This window comes from Flavobacterium plurextorum, assembly GCF_024638035.1.
Classification (GTDB): Bacteria; Bacteroidota; Bacteroidia; order Flavobacteriales; family Flavobacteriaceae; genus Flavobacterium; species Flavobacterium plurextorum.
The window spans coordinates 5,246,211-5,263,976 of sequence record NZ_CP100442.1; the positions used below are offsets into that span (position 1 = coordinate 5,246,211).

The 17,766-nt window shown below is 33.1% G+C and carries 15 protein-coding genes; 9 read left to right on the top strand and 6 right to left on the bottom strand.

The genetic code is table 11. The features are described 5' to 3' along the window. The first annotated feature begins 89 nt into the window (after positions 1 to 89). The 7 genes from NLG42_RS22800 to NLG42_RS22830 all read left to right on the top strand — a co-directional run bounded on the left by NLG42_RS22800 (position 90) and on the right by NLG42_RS22830 (position 10,525). Complete coding sequence (locus tag NLG42_RS22800; RefSeq protein WP_089058724.1) at positions 90 to 548, top strand: MarR family winged helix-turn-helix transcriptional regulator; 459 nt, start codon at positions 90 to 92, stop codon at positions 546 to 548. A gap of 50 nt (positions 549 to 598) precedes the next feature. Further along, a complete protein-coding gene (locus NLG42_RS22805) occupies positions 599 to 2,989 on the top strand; it encodes a 3-hydroxyacyl-CoA dehydrogenase/enoyl-CoA hydratase family protein (RefSeq protein WP_257682503.1) in 2,391 nt (796 codons plus the stop codon). A gap of 98 nt (positions 2,990 to 3,087) precedes the next feature. Further along, positions 3,088 to 4,269, top strand: a complete 1,182-nt coding sequence (locus NLG42_RS22810; protein ID WP_257682504.1) for a thiolase family protein — start codon at positions 3,088 to 3,090, stop codon at positions 4,267 to 4,269. A 131-nt stretch (positions 4,270 to 4,400) separates the two neighbouring features. Next, positions 4,401 to 4,751: a four helix bundle protein gene (locus NLG42_RS22815; protein ID WP_257682505.1), complete on the top strand. Its 351-nt coding sequence runs from the start codon at positions 4,401 to 4,403 to the stop codon at positions 4,749 to 4,751. Between the two features lie 45 nt (positions 4,752 to 4,796). Beyond that, positions 4,797 to 6,602 carry an acyl-CoA dehydrogenase family protein gene (locus NLG42_RS22820; RefSeq protein ID WP_099719345.1) on the top strand — a complete coding sequence of 602 codons (1,806 nt, stop codon included), beginning with the start codon at positions 4,797 to 4,799 and terminating at the stop codon, positions 6,600 to 6,602. Between the two features lie 229 nt (positions 6,603 to 6,831). Beyond that, positions 6,832 to 7,923, top strand: coding sequence for a glycoside hydrolase family 18 protein (locus NLG42_RS22825; RefSeq protein ID WP_099719346.1), 1,092 nt, complete (start codon positions 6,832 to 6,834; stop codon positions 7,921 to 7,923). 88 nt (positions 7,924 to 8,011) lie between these two features. Then, complete coding sequence (locus tag NLG42_RS22830) at positions 8,012 to 10,525, top strand: mechanosensitive ion channel family protein (RefSeq protein WP_257682506.1); 2,514 nt, start codon at positions 8,012 to 8,014, stop codon at positions 10,523 to 10,525. A gap of 58 nt (positions 10,526 to 10,583) precedes the next feature. Here the strand turns inward: NLG42_RS22830 and NLG42_RS22835 are convergent, their stop codons facing one another. From NLG42_RS22835 to NLG42_RS22850, 4 genes are all read right to left on the bottom strand, one after another. Continuing rightward, positions 10,584 to 11,069 carry a hypothetical protein gene (locus tag NLG42_RS22835; RefSeq protein WP_257682507.1) on the bottom strand — a complete coding sequence of 162 codons (486 nt, stop codon included), beginning with the start codon at positions 11,067 to 11,069 and terminating at the stop codon, positions 10,584 to 10,586. Positions 11,070 to 11,156: 87 nt separating this feature from the next. Further along, entirely contained in the window at positions 11,157 to 12,053 is an 897-nt protein-coding gene (locus NLG42_RS22840; protein WP_257682508.1) for a transporter, read from the bottom strand. 131 nt (positions 12,054 to 12,184) lie between these two features. Beyond that, positions 12,185 to 12,706, bottom strand: coding sequence for a DUF4251 domain-containing protein (locus NLG42_RS22845; RefSeq protein ID WP_257682509.1), 522 nt, complete (start codon positions 12,704 to 12,706; stop codon positions 12,185 to 12,187). A gap of 62 nt (positions 12,707 to 12,768) precedes the next feature. Beyond that, positions 12,769 to 13,206: an META domain-containing protein gene (locus tag NLG42_RS22850; protein ID WP_089058714.1), complete on the bottom strand. Its 438-nt coding sequence runs from the start codon at positions 13,204 to 13,206 to the stop codon at positions 12,769 to 12,771. 212 nt (positions 13,207 to 13,418) lie between these two features. Between NLG42_RS22850 and NLG42_RS22855 the strand changes: the two genes are divergently transcribed. Then, positions 13,419 to 13,946 carry a superoxide dismutase family protein gene (locus NLG42_RS22855; protein WP_089058713.1) on the top strand — a complete coding sequence of 176 codons (528 nt, stop codon included), beginning with the start codon at positions 13,419 to 13,421 and terminating at the stop codon, positions 13,944 to 13,946. Positions 13,947 to 14,054: 108 nt separating this feature from the next. Continuing rightward, positions 14,055 to 15,257, top strand: a complete 1,203-nt coding sequence (locus tag NLG42_RS22860; protein WP_089058712.1) for an LETM1-related biofilm-associated protein — start codon at positions 14,055 to 14,057, stop codon at positions 15,255 to 15,257. A gap of 51 nt (positions 15,258 to 15,308) precedes the next feature. On the opposite strand, the gene can is transcribed toward NLG42_RS22860, so the two are convergent. Together can and NLG42_RS22870 are read right to left on the bottom strand one after the other, a co-directional pair. Next, entirely contained in the window at positions 15,309 to 15,944 is a 636-nt protein-coding gene (gene can, locus NLG42_RS22865; RefSeq protein ID WP_089053179.1) for a carbonate dehydratase, read from the bottom strand. Between the two features lie 123 nt (positions 15,945 to 16,067). Beyond that, positions 16,068 to 17,705, bottom strand: a complete 1,638-nt coding sequence (locus tag NLG42_RS22870) for a SulP family inorganic anion transporter (RefSeq protein WP_089058711.1) — start codon at positions 17,703 to 17,705, stop codon at positions 16,068 to 16,070. Positions 17,706 to 17,766: the final 61 nt, after the last annotated feature.

Sequence of the window (17,766 nt, forward strand, 5' to 3'; positions counted from 1 at the left end):
GGATGTTTTTTAATTAACCAAAAATTTATTAAAAAATTATATGCATGCATAGTATTTTTTAATTATATTTGAAATCGATATAGTTACCTATGAAAGACAAAACAATAGATTATATTTTGAGAGCTACATGGCAGGCTGTTTCAAGAATGTATAATGAAGAGGCTGCAAAATACGATGCTACAATGGCGACGGGATTTGCTCTTTTAAGCATGGATAAGGAAGAAGGAACTCCATCAACCGCTTTAGGTCCTAGAATGGGTATGGAAGCTACGAGCTTAACAAGAACATTAAAATCTATGGAAGAAAAGGGTTTAATTGTTCGCAAGAAAAACCCAAGCGATGGCCGAGGTGTTTTAATCTACCTAACCGAATTTGGCAAAGAAAAAAGAGATTTATCTAAAAATACAGTTCTGAAATTTAATGAAACCGTTAGAAAACATGTCTCAGACGAAAAACTGAAACATTTTATCGAAGTTTCGGAAATTATAAATGAATTAATTCAGGACAAAAACATATTTAATCAAACAGAGAATAAAGAAAATGAGTAGTTTTTCGTAAACAGATTCCTTTTCTACAAAAAAACAAATATTAAGTACCTATGAAACGCACAATTAAAAAAGTTGCTGTAATTGGATCCGGAATTATGGGTTCAGGAATAGCTTGTCATTTTGCAAATATTGGTGTTGAAGTTTTACTTCTAGACATCGTACCGCGTGAATTGACCGAAGCTGAAGCTAAAAAAGGATTAACTCTTGAAAGTAAAGCCGTTCGCAACCGTGTGGTAAACGAACATTTGGCGAATTCATTAAAATCGAAACCATCTCCTATTTACAGTCAAAAATTCGCAAATAGAATTACAACTGGAAATACAACTGATGATATGGCAAAAATTGCCAATGTCGATTGGATTATCGAGGTTGTTGTGGAACGTTTGGACATTAAGAAATTAGTTTTTGAACAAATCGAGAAATTCCGCAAGCCTGGAACTTTGGTTACTTCAAACACTTCTGGTATTCCAATTCATTTTATGAGTGAAGGACGAAGCGAGGATTTTCAACAACACTTCTGCGGAACACACTTTTTTAACCCTGCGCGTTACTTAAAATTATTTGAAATTATTCCTGGTCCAAAAACTTCTACTGAAGTATTGGATTTCTTAAACGAATACGGCTCTAAATTTTTAGGAAAAACTTCGGTTGTTGCTAAAGATACCCCAGCGTTTATTGGAAACAGAATTGGTATTTACGGAATTCAAAGTTTATTCCACTTGGTAAAAGAAATGGGATTAACGATTGAAGAAGTTGATAAATTGACTGGTCCAGTAATTGGTCGTCCAAAATCGGCTACTTTCCGTACTGTTGACGTTGTTGGTTTAGATACTTTGGTACACGTTGCCAACGGTATTTATGAAAACTGCCCAACAGACGAACAACATGAATTGTTTAAACTTCCTGATTTCATCACAAAAATGATGGAGAACAATTGGTTGGGAAGCAAAACAGGACAAGGTTTTTATAAAAAAGTAGACAAAGATATTCTTTCTTTAGACTTAGATACATTAGAATACCGCGCTGCTAAAAAAGCAAATTTTGCGACTCTTGAACTAACAAAAACTATCGATAAACCAATCAATCGTTTTAAAGTTTTAGTAAAAGGAACAGACAAAGCGGGAGAATTCTACCGTAAGAGTTTCGCTGGAATGTTTGCTTACGTTTCAAACAGAATTCCTGAAATCTCAGACGAATTATACAAAATTGACGATGCCATGAAAGCTGGTTTTGGATGGGAAAATGGTCCATTCGATATCTGGGATGCAATTGGTGTTGCAAAAGGAATTGAAATCATGAAAGCAGAAGGTTTAGCGCCTGCTGCATGGGTTACTGAAATGCTTGCTTCTGGAAGCGACAGTTTCTACTCTGTTAAAGAAGGAGCAACTTATTTCTATAACATTCCTACAAAATCACAAGTAAAAGTTCCTGGACAAGATTCATTCATTATTCTAAACAACATTCGCGAAAGCAAAAAAGTTTGGAGCAATAGTGGTGCAATCATTCAGGATTTAGGAGACGGAATTTTGAACTTAGAATTCCAATCTAAAATGAATACTATTGGCGGCGATGTACTTCAAGCTATCAATAAAGCAATCGACTTATCTGAAAAAGAATATCAAGGTTTAGTTATTGGTAATCAAGCAGCGAATTTCTCTGTTGGAGCTAATATTGGAATGATTTTCATGATGGCGGTTGAGCAGGAATATGACGAATTGAACATGGCAATTAAATTGTTCCAAGATACAATGATGCGTGTTCGTTATTCTTCTATTCCAGTCGTTGTTGCGCCTCACGGAATGACTTTTGGTGGTGGATGCGAAATGAGCTTACACGCTGATAAAGTAGTTGCTGCTGCAGAAACATATATGGGATTAGTTGAATTTGGTGTTGGTGTACTTCCTGGTGGAGGTGGATCTAAAGAAATGGCTTTGAGAGCTTCAGATTTATTCCGCAAAAACGATGTGGAATTGAACGTTCTTCAAGAGTATTTCTTGACAATCGCTATGGCCAAAGTTTCAACTTCTGGTTATGAAGCTTTTGATACTGGACTTCTTCAACATGGAAAAGATGTTATTGTAGTAAACAAAGATCGTCAGATTGCTGAAGCTAAAAAACATGCTTTGATAATGGCAGAAGCTGGTTACACACAACCAATCAGAAGAACTGATGTTAAAGTTTTAGGTAAACAAGCTCTTGGAATGTTCTTAGTTGGAACAGATCAAATGGAAGCTGGAAAATACATTTCTGAGCACGACAAGAAAATCGCTAACAAACTGGCTTACGTAATGGCTGGAGGTGATTTATCTGAAGCAACTTTAGTATCTGAACAATACTTATTAGATATCGAACGTGAAGCTTTCTTATCTCTTTGTACTGAGCGTAAGACTTTAGAGAGAATTCAGTATATGTTAACTAAAGGAAAACCGCTTCGTAATTAGAGAATAAGGTTAAAGAAGCAAGAAACAAGACTTCAAAACAAAGTTTTGTCTTTTCTATTGCCTCTTTCTTCTAATAAATCTTAAAAAAACAAAAACAAATGAAAACAGCATATATAGTAAAAGCATATAGAACAGCAGTTGGAAAAGCTCCAAAAGGTGTTTTTAGATTTAAAAGACCTGATGAATTAGCTGCAGAAACCATTCAGTTTATGATGGACGAACTGCCTGATTTTGACAAAAAACGTATCGATGACGTAATGGTAGGAAATGCGATGCCGGAAGCAGAACAAGGTTTAAACGTTGGACGTTTGATCTCTTTAATGGGATTAAAAGTAGAAGATGTTCCTGGTGTAACTGTTAACCGTTATTGCGCTTCTGGATTAGAAACTATCGGAATGGCGACTGCTAAAATCCAATCAGGAATGGCAGATTGTATCATTGCTGGTGGAGCCGAAAGTATGAGTTTTATTCCGATGGGAGGTTACAAACCAACTCCGGATTATAAAGTTGCTGCCGCAGGTCACGAAGATTACTATTGGGGAATGGGTTTAACTGCTGAAGCGGTTGCTAAACAATACAACGTTTCAAGAGAAGATCAGGATGAGTTTGCTTACAACTCTCACATGAAAGCATTGAAAGCTCAAGCTGAAGGAAAATTCGATAAACAAATAGTTCCTATTACTGTTGAACAAACTTTCATCAATGAAAATGGTAAAAAAGAAACTAAATCATATGTTGTAAACAAAGACGAAGGACCAAGAGCTGGAACTTCTGTTGCTGCATTAGCAGGTTTAAGACCAGTTTTTGCTGCTGACGGAAGCGTAACAGCAGGTAACTCTTCTCAAATGAGCGACGGTGCTGCTTTTGTTTTAATTATGAGTGAGGAAATGGTAAAAGAATTAAATCTTGAACCAATTGCAAGATTAGTAAATTTTGCTTCTTCTGGTGTTGAGCCAAGAATTATGGGTATTGGTCCAGTAAAAGCTATTCCGAAAGCCTTAAAACAAGCTGGTTTAGAATTAAAAGATATTGACTTAGTTGAATTAAACGAGGCATTTGCTTCTCAGTCTTTGGCTGTAATTCGTGAGTTAGGTTTAAATCCGGATATCGTAAACGTAAACGGTGGAGCTATCGCTTTAGGACACCCTCTGGGATGTACTGGCGCTAAGCTTTCTGTTCAATTATTCGACGAAATGAAACGCAGAGGCAGTAAATACGGAATCGTTTCTATGTGTGTAGGAACTGGACAAGGTTCTGCAGGGATTTACGAGGTATTGTAGTTTTTTTTTGGGGAGGAAAGAAGCAAGAAGCAAGACTTACATTTGGGATGTATATATTTTAAAAACATGCCTTTAAAAAGTAGTAAAAAACTTACTTTTAGTTTTTCTTCTTATCTTGCTCAAAAAAAAACATGAGGCACAATTTTAAGAATTTGAAAATTTGGATTTTAGCTATGGAAATTACAAATGATATCTATAAACTAACATCCAGTTTTCCTAAGTTAGAAACATATAGTTTAACAAGTCAAATGAATAGATGCTCTGTTTCAATGCCTTCTAATATTGCGGAAGGTTCAAACAGAGGAAATAAACACTTTCAGCATTATCTGAATATCAGTTTAGGATCATCATTTGAATTACAAACGCAATTACTGATAGCTTTTCAAAATGATTATCTATCTAAAATAAAAACAGAAGAAATAGAAAACAAAATAATTGAATTTCAAAGGATGATATCAGGTTTCATAAATAAGTTAGATTAATCTTTCTTCTTAACTCTTTCATCTTTTAATCTAAACAAAAACAAAATGGCAGATACAATCGAAAAAAACGTAACCCGTGGTGGTCAGTTTTTAGTTAAAGAAACAAAATGCGAGGATATCTTTACACCAGAAGATTTCTCGGAAGAGCAGTTAATGATGCGTGACTCTGTAAAAGAGTTCGTTGACAAAGAATTATGGGCGCATAAAGATCGTTTTGAGAAAAAAGATTACGCTTATACTGAATCATCTATGCGTAAAGCTGGTGAATTGGGACTTCTTGGAGTTGCAGTTCCTGAGGAATATGGCGGGTTAGGAATGGGATTTGTTTCTACAATGTTAGTTTGTGACTACATTTCTGGAGCTACAGGTTCTTTCTCGACTGCTTTTGGTGCACACACAGGAATTGGAACTATGCCAATTACACTTTACGGTACTGAAGAACAAAAGAAAAAATACGTTCCAAAATTAGCTTCTGGAGAATGGTTTGGAGCTTACTGCTTAACGGAACCAGGCGCAGGATCTGATGCAAACTCAGGAAAAACTAAAGCTGTTTTATCTGAAGATGGAAAATACTATTCAATTACAGGTCAAAAAATGTGGATTTCGAATGCAGGTTTCTGCAGCGTTTTCATCGTTTTTGCTCGTATTGGAGATGATAAAAATATTACTGGTTTCATCGTAGAAAACGACCCTTCAAACGGAATTTCAATGAATGAGGAAGAGCATAAACTAGGAATTCGTGCTTCTTCTACTCGTCAGGTTTTCTTCAATGAAACAAAAGTTCCTGTTGAAAACATGTTATCTGAAAGAGGAAACGGTTTCAAAATTGCAATGAATGCTTTAAATGTTGGTCGTATTAAATTGGCCGCTGCTTGTTTAGATGCTCAAAGAAGAGTTACTTCTGGAGCTGTAAAATATGCTAACGAAAGAATTCAGTTCAATACTTCTATTTCATCTTTTGGAGCTATCCGTTCTAAATTAGCTGAAATGGCAACTAATGCTTACGCTGGAGAAAGTGCTTCTTACCGTGCTGCAAAAGATATCGAAGACAGAATTGCTGCTCGTGAAGCGGAAGGAACTACTCACCAAGAAGCTGAATTGAAAGGTGTTGAAGAATATGCTATCGAGTGTTCTATCTTGAAAGTAGCTGTTTCTGAAGACGTTCAATCTTGTTCTGATGAAGGTATTCAGATTTTTGGTGGAATGGGATTCTCTGAAGATACTCCAATGGAAAGTGCTTGGAGAGATGCTCGTATCGCTCGTATCTACGAAGGAACAAACGAAATCAACAGAATGCTTTCTGTAGGTATGTTGATCAAAAAAGCAATGAAAGGTCACGTTGATTTACTTGGACCAGCAATGAAAGTTCAAGAAGAATTAATGGGAATTCCATCTTTTGATACTCCAGATTTCTCTGAATTATTTGCAGAAGAAAAAGGAATCGTTGCTAACTTGAAAAAAGTTTTCTTAATGGTTGCAGGAAGTGCTGTTCAAAAATACGGACCAGAATTAGATGCGCACCAACAATTATTAATGGCAGCTTCTGATATCTTAATCGAAATTTACATGGCTGAAAGTACAATTTTGAGAACTGAAAAATTAGCAAAAGCTCAAGGCGAAAATAAAGTTCAAGAGCAAATTGCAATGGCAAAATTATACTTGTACAAAGCAGTAGACATCGTAAACTTAAGAGGAAAAGAAGGAATCGCTTCTTTTGCTGAAGGTGACGAACAACGTATGATGTTAATGGGACTTAAACGTTTCACAAAATACACCAACTTGCCAAATGTAGTGGCATTAAGAGAAAAAATTGCCGCAAAATTAGTTGCAGAAGATACTTACTGCTTCTAATATAAAAATAGTTTTTAGCTTTTAATTTGTTTAAACCCGCACAACTCCGAAACTGTGCGGGTTTATTTTTTTTGTCTTCCAAGTAAATATACATAAAGATTAAGCGCAATATTTTTGCAACGATTTGCAAAATATTCGTTAAAATTAACTTTTTAAGATAGACAAAATAGTTAAATATCAATTGTATTCCTTTATATTTAGCATTCTAAAAACGCTAAAAAAACATAAAATGAAACAAATTAACCTGATTGTCATGCTTTTGCTGTGCTGCTTATCAACAAATCTTTTTGCACAAAAAAACAAAAAAATGGATATCATTGCTTATTACACAGGCGATGATAAACTAATCAACGAATACGAAGTAAATAAGCTGGATCAAATTATCTTTAGTTTTTGTCATTTAAGAGATGGAAAATTAGGTGTTGATTCTCCTAAAGACTCCATTACTATTAAACATTTAGTTTCTTTAAAAGCTAAAAATCCACAATTAAAAATTATACTTTCACTTGGCGGCTGGGGCGGCTGCGAACCTTGCTCTGCTGCATTTTCGACTGCAGAGGGAAGATTGACTTTTGCAAAATCTGTAAAAGAAGTTAGTGATTATTTTAAAGTTGATGGTTTAGATTTAGATTGGGAGTATCCATCTATCGAAGGTCTTCCAGGTCATTTATATCAGGCAGCCGATAAGCCAAATTTTACAGAACTTCTTAAAATTTTACGCTCAACATTAGGTAAAAAATATGAATTAAGTTTTGCTGCAGGAGGTTTTCAAAAATGTTTAGATGAATCTATAGATTGGAAAGCTGTTGCGCCATTCGTAAATCGTATTAATATTATGAGTTATGATTTAGTAAATGGTTATTCTAAAGTAACTGGACATCATACTCCATTATACAGTACAAATCCAAAAGAAGAATCAACAGACAGAGCTGTTACTTATTTACTAAAACTTGGAATTCCGGCTGAAAAGTTAGTTATTGGAGGTGCTTTTTATACTAGAACATGGAAAAACGTTGCTAATGTAAACAATGGCCTTTATCAATCTGGAGAGCATATTCAAGGGGTTGATTTTAAAAACTTCTCTACTTATTATACAGAAGCTAACGGATGGAAATATTTTTGGGATGATAAAGCTAAAGCGCCTTACTGGTACAATGAAAAAGAAAAAACATTTGCAACTGGAGACGATTTAACTTCAATAAAAGCTAAAACAGAATATGCAAAAGCTAAGAAACTTGGCGGTATCATGTTCTGGGAACTTCCTCTAGATGCTCCTCGCAATGGAATGGTAAATACCATATACGAAACTAGAAACAAATAAAATCAGAATACTAAACAACCTAAAAAAACTTTTTTTAGGTTGTTTTTTTTTATAGTATTTTTGGGGTAACTCCCAAAAGCAAAGTATTATGATATTTTCGACTATAATTCGCAATGCTATTTTTTATAAAAACATCATAATTAACTTTACTGTTTTAAAAATAATTGCAATTGTACTTTTAACTGCCAGTCCAGTTTATACTTCTTATGCTCAAAGTTCACTTCTAGAAGATAGTCTTAAATTAAAAAACGAGATTCCTAAAAATACTAAGATTGAAAGTTTACTCAAATTAGATGAAGAGAAAAGCAGGCAGCTTTACATCGAAAATAAAATAACCAAAAACCATAATTTATTATTTGATGCTATTTCTAAAAACATTCAAGATGCCAATATTATTTTAAAAACGGGTATTGATTACAAAGTTTTTACCACAGAATTAGATTATGCTATCAAACTAAAAAAAACGGCTATAGATGGTATAATCAAAAATCGAAATGATTTTCAAACGCTTAGAAACATAACCGTTACATCGATTATGCTTAATGAATTGCAGACGCGTCTTGAAATTCAGCTTTCAAAGATCAAAAACAACAGCATCGAGTTAAGTAAAATACAAGGGAAAATTGACTCTTTAACAATTCAAAAATCACTTTTTGTACTTCCAAAAGATTCATTGCGAAAGATCCTATATTATGATCGTTATTCTCAAATGTACTCTAATGTCAACTCGCTTAATAAACGATTTAAAGATGCACTTGACAGTATCAGCAAACTGCAAATTACTGCGAGACATTTTAAATATGATCTGCAAAACGACATAATCGAGACCGATAATATTAGGAAAAACGAATTTCAAAATCTATTAGATTCTGATGGAACAATTTTTAGCACCAATTCAAGTGAAATGCCTTTTTATGAATCATTCTTTTACTCGCTTACCAAAGAATCGATCATTTTAATATTCTTCATTTCAAATCATTTTAAAACAATTGTTTTAATGCTTCTGCTTGCAGTCGTTCTAGTCATTTATTTATTGTTTCTTAAAAAGAAGTATAAAAAAGAAGGCGTTTACAATACCACAAAACTTTCCAAACAAATATTTCGACATCCCATTTCGTGTGCCGTATTAGTTTCGTTTACTTTGTTCAATTTTTTCTTCACTTACCCTCCTTTTGCTTTTACAGCTCTTATTTGGTTAGTCTCGATAATTGCTTTAACCATAGTAAATAAAGAATATTTTACACCAAAGGAAAAGTTTGTATGGAAAACTTATGTCATTATTATTCTTCTAGGATTGTATGACAATAATATTCTAACACACTCTGTAAAAGAGGTTATTTTAATTTTAATAATAGCATTTTCATCAATTGCATTTACAATTTATAATCTGAAAAAGAATAAAGAGATTTTAAATCCTTTTTTTAAATACAGCTTATATGTTTTAATAACTTTTGAGACAGCATCTATATTATTCATCTTAATTGGTAAAAACTATAATTTAGGAAAGCTTCTAGCTATAAACGGCATCATAACGGTTTTAATGTATTATTTATTCACCACAACTTACCGTTTGCTTGCTGACATTATAAACTATTCTAATTATTTAAGAGAATCAAACGAAGAGAAATTATTAAACAGCAGCGAATTAGAAAAAATCAGTACCGATCCTAAAATCAATACTTTGTTTGTTCTTGGATGGCTGGTGTCTATAGGCAAGAATTCATATCTTTTTCAAGCTATTCTCGATCCAATTATTAACTTTTTTACAGAACCTCGAAATATTGGCGATTTCAATTATTCTTATCAAAGTATTTTTGTTTTCTTCTTTATCATTATTGCTTCTGTCGTTATTGCTAAAATTGTTGCGTTTTTAACGAGTACTTCTATTAATTCCTCTTCAGGCGTTAAAAAAAATAAATTTGGCAGCTGGATGCTTTTCATACAAATTGCCATATTTAGTGTCGGAATAAGTCTTGCTTTTATATCATCTGGAATTCCTGTTGATCGCTTAACTATTATTATTAGTGCTTTAGGTGTTGGTATTGGATTTGGTCTTCAAACTTTAGTAAACAACATTGTCAGCGGTTTAATAATTGCTTTTGAAAAACCTGTTAACATAAATGATACAATTGAAATAGGCGGTCAAATGGTAAAAATGAAATCTATTGGAATACGAAGCAGTGTTGTGGGAACTTTTGACGGCGCCGATGTTATAATACCAAATGGAGATTTATTAAGCCAACATTTAACGAATTGGACGCTCTCAAACAATAAAAAACGCACAGATATTTCTATTGGAGTCGCGTATGGAACTAATTTAGAAAATGTAAAATCCTTACTAAATGAAATATTAAGAAACCATTCTTTAGTACTTCAATATCCAGAGCCAATTATTTGGATAGCTACTTTTAACAGCAGTTCTATTGATATTGTTGTCAAATATTGGGTTGGGAATATAAATTTTGCAAGTGATGTAAAAAGTGATTTAATTATTGAAATTGATAAAGTTTTTAGAGCAAATAATATCGAAATTCCTTTTCCGCAGCAAGATATCTATATTAAACAAGATCAAAATAAAAGGAAAGACGAAAACGAAAATTGAGCATAAAAAAAAGGCAGTTATTACAATAACTGCCTTTTTTTATGCGAATATAAATCTCTTAATTCAATTTTGCTTTGTCTAATTCTCCAATAAACGGAATTGAATTTTGTATTTCGTTACGAATTGTCGTTTGAAGATAAACTTCTAACTGTATAAATTTTGCAGCATTTATAGATCCAACAGCTTTTTTTGCCTGACCATACGTTTTTGAAAATAACTTTTCGTAGTCAATTTCATTTTTCAAAGCTGCTTTTGCCAGTTGGTCTGCTTTTTCATCAGTTAATGTTGCGTAATTGGCCGCATAATCATTAAGCAATTGAAATTTTGTTTGACCAAGAGCTTTACGCTGTGTTTCATAACTATCATAAACTTTTGTAAATGCTGCAGCTTGTGTATCCGATAAATTCATGTATTCTTTTACAAGATCACTTTTCGATTTTCCATAAACACTTTGTACAACATCTAAATCTTCTTTGAAAGAAGATTGAGCATAAGAAGAAAACGTGGCCGCAGCCAAAATAAAAATAAGACTTAATTTTTTCATAATTTTGATTTTAAATTTGTTCTTAATGGATTATGCATACTCAAATATACTGATTTTTAACACATTAATCGTAAATTTTTTTTCAGTCTAGAAAAATGAATATTGATAAGCCGCTGATAAAGCATAATAATTAAGTCCGTTATTAGTATATGCTCCAACGTGATACTGAAACTTTATAGACTGCCCTTTTGCTATAGGAGTTGAAAATGTTGCTCCTACCCGCCAATTATCAATTTGACTGTCATCAGAAACACCGTCTGTAATTGTTTTTCCGCCAAAGAACCAGTTTGTATTAAATCCTACCCACATTTTATTTTGAAAATAATAACTGGCATGTGCCTGTAAGCTATAAGTTGGCTTTTGTTCTAATTTTTTTCCAAGAAAATCATTATTATTAGTATAAAACCAAATACCGCCATAAGCTTCGGCATATACATGTGCAAAACGTTTTGAAACTCCAATTTCAGGTTTAAATCCCCAACGGTTAGTTCCTATATTAACCTGTTTATCATCATAATATCTACCCGTTGGTATTGAGGTAACCAAACTTACTCCTAAAATCGTTTTTTGCTCAAAATTTCTAAATTCTGTCTTATCGAGTGCCGGCGAACCTAATAAATTAATTCCTAACCGAACTTTCATATCTGCAAATCCAGTTCGTGACCCAGTTAAAACATCACCATTTGTACGAGTTTGAGAACCATCCATGAATGTATAAGGCAAAGCAACCTGCACACGAGCCAATTTATTAGACACCGCAAAAGTTCTAATATAATTCACTGCTAAATTGTGGCTGTGGAGAGTAAAATCTGTAATAGGCAGCGAAGGATCTGTGAGCACATTACCATTCATAAAAACATAACCAATTGCTACAACATTTAAGTCCTTAGCAACATTAGCGTAAACTCTCGGTTCTAAATCTTGGCCGTACGAAGAAAATACCCCGAAGAAAAATAACAATACAAGCAAAAACTTCTCAGACAAAAAACAAGATGACTTTTTTAGCATAAAAATAATTCAGGGCATCATTAATAACAGAAACTCTTTACTCTTTACTCTTTACTCTTTACTCTTTACTCTTTACTCTTTACTCTTTACTCTTTACTCTTTACTCTTTACTCTTTACTAACAACCTTCTTCGGCGCACTTACTACACCATCATAAAAAATAGAAGCCCTATTGTTACTGCTTACAGAAAGAGAACTGTTTCCATTAAAAAAGATCGTAAATACCAAATCATAAACATCATTTCTCCCTTTAACTGTCGCTTTTACAACGTAGTTTTTTTTATTCTTTTCAATCTTCAAATTATAAGGAACTCCTTCAAATTTAATTCCTCCGTCAGTTCCATATCCTACATTATATCCACGTCCAAAAAAGGGTAAATCACAAGTTGTTTTTTCAGTATTAAAATTTAAAAAATAAGTATTATAATCTAAATTAATAATCCTTCCTCCTGTCGGAGTAGTTTTTTGCGCTTCAAAAACAAAATCTTTAGCATCAATCAAAGCCTCAATTTCTTTCTGTTTTTGTAGTTCTCTCTCGGCCTTTAGTTCTTTTTTAGATTTTTGTTGTGCTGAGACAGAAAAATTCAGAAAGACCAGTAATACTAATAAAATAGATAATTTAGTTTTCATCTTTAAATAGCATTTATATTGTTTAACAATAAACCATAATCAAAAAAAAACAGTAAGTAACCTTACTGTTTTTTCGTGAATCTCATCATGACAATATCTCCAGAAATAAATAGAAGTGTTTTCCCTTCATCTGTAATATCATACGAAGTTATTTTTTGAAGTGTATTCATGTACACACTTTCTCCCTGTCCGTCAAGGCACATCATTTTTGTAACCGCCATAGGTTGTGTAAAATCTGTTTTGTTACCATCTAAAACAAGTTTGCCTGTATAGGAATTACAACTATTATTACCCGAAACCTGATTTTCTTTTATATTAAAATTTATCGTTGGTTTTTTATTTGGATATAATCCTTCAAAGGCAATTCTAGGACCTGTAATAAAATTAAGTTCCCAAGTTCCATCAAGTTTAGCCGTTGCATCGCTTTTTTTGCCTTTAGAAGCACTACAAGAAATAAGCATTATACTAAGAAAGGCTAGGATAAAAATTCTTTTCATCATAAAATAAAGTATTAAATTTAAACATATTGAGCCTTTTTTAGAATAAAAATAGAGCTCAAAATCACTACTAATTTACACAATATAATCCGTTTCGTATTGATACTTTCTATAAATTACAAGGAATAGTTTGACTTTTATTTAACTTTTACAACCTCGCTTTGTCGTTATTTTATGTTAAATTTACTTAATATTTAATTTAAATGCCCATAAATATGAAAAAAATAATCGCGTCGTTCGCTATAATTACAGCTTTAGTCATTGGTTGTAAAACAAATACAAAATCAAGTGATGCCAAAACTCTGACTGTAGCTTTAGAACCTAAAAGCAACAGCAAGGTAGCAGGAACGGCAACTTTTACAGAGAAAAACGGTAAGGTGACTTTCACAGCAAAAATATCTGGATTAACACCGGGTGTTCACGCTATACACATTCACGAAAAAGCAGATTGTACTTCTGCTGATGGAAGTTCTGCAGGCGGACACTGGAATCCAACCTTTAAAAAGCATGGAAAATGGGGCGTTGGAGAGTATCACAAAGGTGATATTGGAAATTTCACTGCTGATGAAAAAGGAAATGGAACTATTACAATGACAACTGATGAATGGTGCATTGGCTGCGAGGATGAGACAAAAAATATTCTAGGAAAAGGTTTAATTGTTCATCAAGGTACTGATGACTTTACTACTCAACCAACTGGAAATGCCGGCGGAAGAGTTGCTTGCGCAGGAATTATCAAATAAATAAAGCCTATAACCACTATTTTTTCACAAAAATCTAGTGGTTATTTTATTTTATATTCACACTAAAACAAGAAAAAGATATAGCTTTGCAGCTATAAATTTAAGTCAATGATTAACCCATCTGCACCAGGCTGGATAGACAAGTATTTTAGCGAACAAAAGTTTTCAGAAGCAATCCCTTTTGAAACGACTGATTCGTTTTACTATAAAGTTAGAGAAACTGGTTTTATTTATGGACATATTATTGCAATTGATTCTCGAATTCCAATTCCGATAAAAGGCTGGTTTAAAACCGAAATTTCTAAAGTCGCTTTACTAAATACACTTTACAATGTTTTTTGTTTAGAAAAAAGAGACTTTGAACCTCTGCATTTTATTACCGAAGTTTTAAAATTCTACAAACAAATGAATCCTGAAGGTTTCAATTTGTTTAAAATTTTACTGCCAAAAGATACTCCTTCTTTATCTTTAGAAAATATAATAGATCAAAGAGTACAAACAAACGATAGTATTATCAGCAAAAACTTTTCGCATCTGGTAACCAATGCTCTTTTGTTTATTGATGTTTTGGCATTTAGACAATATTTAGTGCATGGCGAAATTCCCGAAAAATATTTAAAACGGATCGAAGAAACTGTTCTTGGAATTGTTGCATTGGCATTAAAAACCAAAACCATCAAATCTCAGCACGATGATTTGTTAATTAAACTTTTTGAAGCATCTATTCGCTATTCTAAATTCTCAAAAGTTACTGTTGAAACTTTAGAGACTTTACAACTGGACTATTTCAGCAATAAATTAGAGCAATATTACTTAATCGATATGGCCGGAATGGCTTTATGGAGCGATGGTGTTGTAGAAAACGAAGAAGCATATTTTTTGTATTCATTAGGATCAATGATGGGCGTTTCTGATGATTTTGTTACTAAAAGTATCGATACAACAAATACTTTTATTACTACTCATAAAAAGAAAATTCCCTATTTTAACTACTCCAATCCTGTCAAACACTTTTATGATCAAATGACACACAGTGTTGTAAAATTGATTGTAAGAAACAAAAACAGATTGGTTAAGGAAATCATCCAAAGTAAGGAATTAATGGTTTTATTGGCTTATTCTACTACGAGAGATTTGGATGCCAAGGAAAAAAAGAAAGTAAAAAAGCAGCTTTTAGACATTTGCAAAACCATTCCGTCGCTTACCATCTTTTTACTTCCCGGCGGAAGTTTATTACTGCCTATTCTAATCAAGTTTATCCCAACATTATTACCGTCTGCTTTTAATGAAAATCTAGACGAAAACGAATAAAAAAAATCGCCCTTTTGAGGCGATTTTTTCATAACAATTTTCATTTAACTATTAAAGATCAAGCTGATAAACTTCATCAAGCTCTTCATTTGAACTAATATTTACATTTAAATCGGTAACAAACCCAGAATTCAATCCGTAAACCCATCCGTGAAGCATTAAATCTTGACCGCTTTTCCATGCACCTTGTACAATTGAAGTTTTTGCCAAGTTATAAACCTGCTCTTTAGCATTGATTTCAACAAAAGCATTAAAACGCTCTGTTTCATCTTGAATTGAGTTTAAATATTTATCGTGTAAACGATATTCATCTTTAATATGACGAATCCAGTTATCGATAATTCCAACAGATTGCTGACCCATAGCCGCTTTTACACCGCCACAACCGTAATGTCCGCAAACAATAACGTGTTTCACTTTTAAAACATTAACCGCATAATCCAGAACACTCAACATATTCATATCTGAGTGAACAACCATATTTGCAATGTTTCTGTGTACAAAAACTTCACCGGCTTTTGCTCCAATAATTTCGTTTGCAGGAACACGACTGTCAGAACATCCAATCCATAATAAAGGCGGAGTCTGCCCTTTTGCTAAATCAGCAAAAAAATTAGGATCTAATGCTAATGATTTCTCAACCCATTGCTTATTGTTCTCTAGTAACTGCTTATAAAACTCTTTCATTTTTTTGATTTTTTGATTGGTACTTCAACATGCTTAAACATATTAAAAATAACTTACGGTAAAGTTATCTAATTTTCTAATACTTCTCACCATGAAGAAATACCTTTAATTAATATAATTTGTTTAAACTTTTTCTTTTTGTACCATTTCTCTTTTAGCAACATCGTAATAGTGTTCTATAGAGACATGATTATTATTTTCTGGTGTGTTTTCAAGTTCGTAAGCTTCTTTAAATCCTTTCAGCTTCACTTCGATGTTTTCGTCAATAGCGCGTGTTTCTTTAAACTCACGAATTAAATCTAAAACATCATGCGCAATATACTCTGTATCTTCTGCACTAATAACCACTTTAGAATTTTCAGGGATCTCACTCAAAGTCAATTTAATTGCAGCTTTGTTCAAGAAAGAAACTTCTTGTGCTAAATCGATATGAATAATATCTCCGTCTTCGTATTCTTCTTTCTTAAAGCTGTATGCTCTTTTTAAGTTTCCTCTTAATACGAAAATAACACTGATAATAATTCCTAACGCTACACCTTTAAGCAAATCTGTAGCTACAACAAATACTAAAGTTGCAACAAAAGGTATGAACTGATACTTTCCTTTTTCCCAGAAATGTTTGAATGTAGCCGGTTTAGCTAATTTATATCCAACCAAAATTAAAACGGTAGCTAATGTTGCCAATGGAATTTTATTCAAAATAGCTGGAATTGATAAAACACTTATCAATAACAATACACCGTGAATAATCGCTGACATTTTTGATTTTGCTCCTGCATTATTATTTGCAGAAGATCTCACTACTACAGAAGTCATTGGTAAACCTCCTAAAAGTGAACTCACAATATTACCAATACCTTGCGCTCTAAGCTCAACATTTGTATTAGTATAACGTTTTTGAACATCCATTCTGTCCGCAGCTTCAATACACAAAAGTGTCTCAATAGAAGCTACAATGGCAATTGTAATAGCAACTACCCAAACCTGAGGATTTGTAACCGCAGCAAAATTTGGTGTAATTAGAATAGATTTAAATTCGTCAAAAGATTTTGGAACTGGCAATGAAACCAAATGTTCTTTTGCAATCGCCAATGAGCTTCCTGAAGAAACAAAAAATTCGTTTAAAACTACTCCTAGAACAACAGCAACAAGCGCACCTGGAACTAACTTTAATTTCTTTAAAAAAGGAACTTTATCCCAAGAAATTAAAATTACAAGTGAAACAAGTGAAATTACTACTGCTCCTAAATGAATGTGATTAACTACGTCAAACAAGAATGAAAATGAATTACTTCCGTCATTTTGAACGAAAGCCTGATCACCTTCAAAATCTGCATCGTAACCAAATGCGTGAGGTAATTGTTTTAAAATAATGATAATTCCGATACCGGCCAGCATCCCCTCAATAACATTTGTTGGAAAATAATTGGAGATACTTCCTGCTTTTAAGAACCCTAATGCTAATTGAATTAGTCCTGCAATAAAAACAGACATCAAAAACACATCAAAAGCACCTAAATCAGTAATCGCGGTTAAAATAATAGCTGTTAGTCCGGCAGCCGGTCCTGAAACGCTGATATGCGACTGGCTTAAATAACCAACTACTATACCACCAATAACACCTGCAATAATTCCAGAAAATAAAGGCGCTCCAGAAGCCATTGCAATACCTAAACACAACGGAAGAGCCACCAAGAAAACCACTAAACCTGAAGCAAAGTCAGACTTAAGGTTGGCAAAAAGATTAATTTTTTTTGTCATAATACAATACTAAATAAATTATTCATCAAAGTTTTACCGCACTTAATCAAAAATGCAGTTA

What these genes read in the sequence shown, in the direction of transcription:
- NLG42_RS22800 (WP_089058724.1), top strand. Translation starts at nt 90, where the DNA reads ATGAAAGACAAAACAATAGATTATATTTTGAGAGCTACATGGCAGGCT.
- NLG42_RS22805 (WP_257682503.1), top strand. Translation starts at nt 599, where the DNA reads ATGAAACGCACAATTAAAAAAGTTGCTGTAATTGGATCCGGAATTATG.
- NLG42_RS22810 (WP_257682504.1), top strand. Translation starts at nt 3,088, where the DNA reads ATGAAAACAGCATATATAGTAAAAGCATATAGAACAGCAGTTGGAAAA.
- NLG42_RS22815 (WP_257682505.1), top strand. Translation starts at nt 4,401, where the DNA reads ATGAGGCACAATTTTAAGAATTTGAAAATTTGGATTTTAGCTATGGAA.
- NLG42_RS22820 (WP_099719345.1), top strand. Translation starts at nt 4,797, where the DNA reads ATGGCAGATACAATCGAAAAAAACGTAACCCGTGGTGGTCAGTTTTTA.
- NLG42_RS22825 (WP_099719346.1), top strand. Translation starts at nt 6,832, where the DNA reads ATGAAACAAATTAACCTGATTGTCATGCTTTTGCTGTGCTGCTTATCA.
- NLG42_RS22830 (WP_257682506.1), top strand. Translation starts at nt 8,012, where the DNA reads ATGATATTTTCGACTATAATTCGCAATGCTATTTTTTATAAAAACATC.
- NLG42_RS22835 (WP_257682507.1), bottom strand. Translation starts at nt 11,069, where the DNA reads ATGAAAAAATTAAGTCTTATTTTTATTTTGGCTGCGGCCACGTTTTCT.
- NLG42_RS22845 (WP_257682509.1), bottom strand. Translation starts at nt 12,706, where the DNA reads ATGAAAACTAAATTATCTATTTTATTAGTATTACTGGTCTTTCTGAAT.
- NLG42_RS22850 (WP_089058714.1), bottom strand. Translation starts at nt 13,206, where the DNA reads ATGATGAAAAGAATTTTTATCCTAGCCTTTCTTAGTATAATGCTTATT.
- NLG42_RS22855 (WP_089058713.1), top strand. Translation starts at nt 13,419, where the DNA reads ATGAAAAAAATAATCGCGTCGTTCGCTATAATTACAGCTTTAGTCATT.
- NLG42_RS22860 (WP_089058712.1), top strand. Translation starts at nt 14,055, where the DNA reads ATGATTAACCCATCTGCACCAGGCTGGATAGACAAGTATTTTAGCGAA.
- can (WP_089053179.1), bottom strand. Translation starts at nt 15,944, where the DNA reads ATGAAAGAGTTTTATAAGCAGTTACTAGAGAACAATAAGCAATGGGTT.
- NLG42_RS22870 (WP_089058711.1), bottom strand. Translation starts at nt 17,705, where the DNA reads ATGACAAAAAAAATTAATCTTTTTGCCAACCTTAAGTCTGACTTTGCT.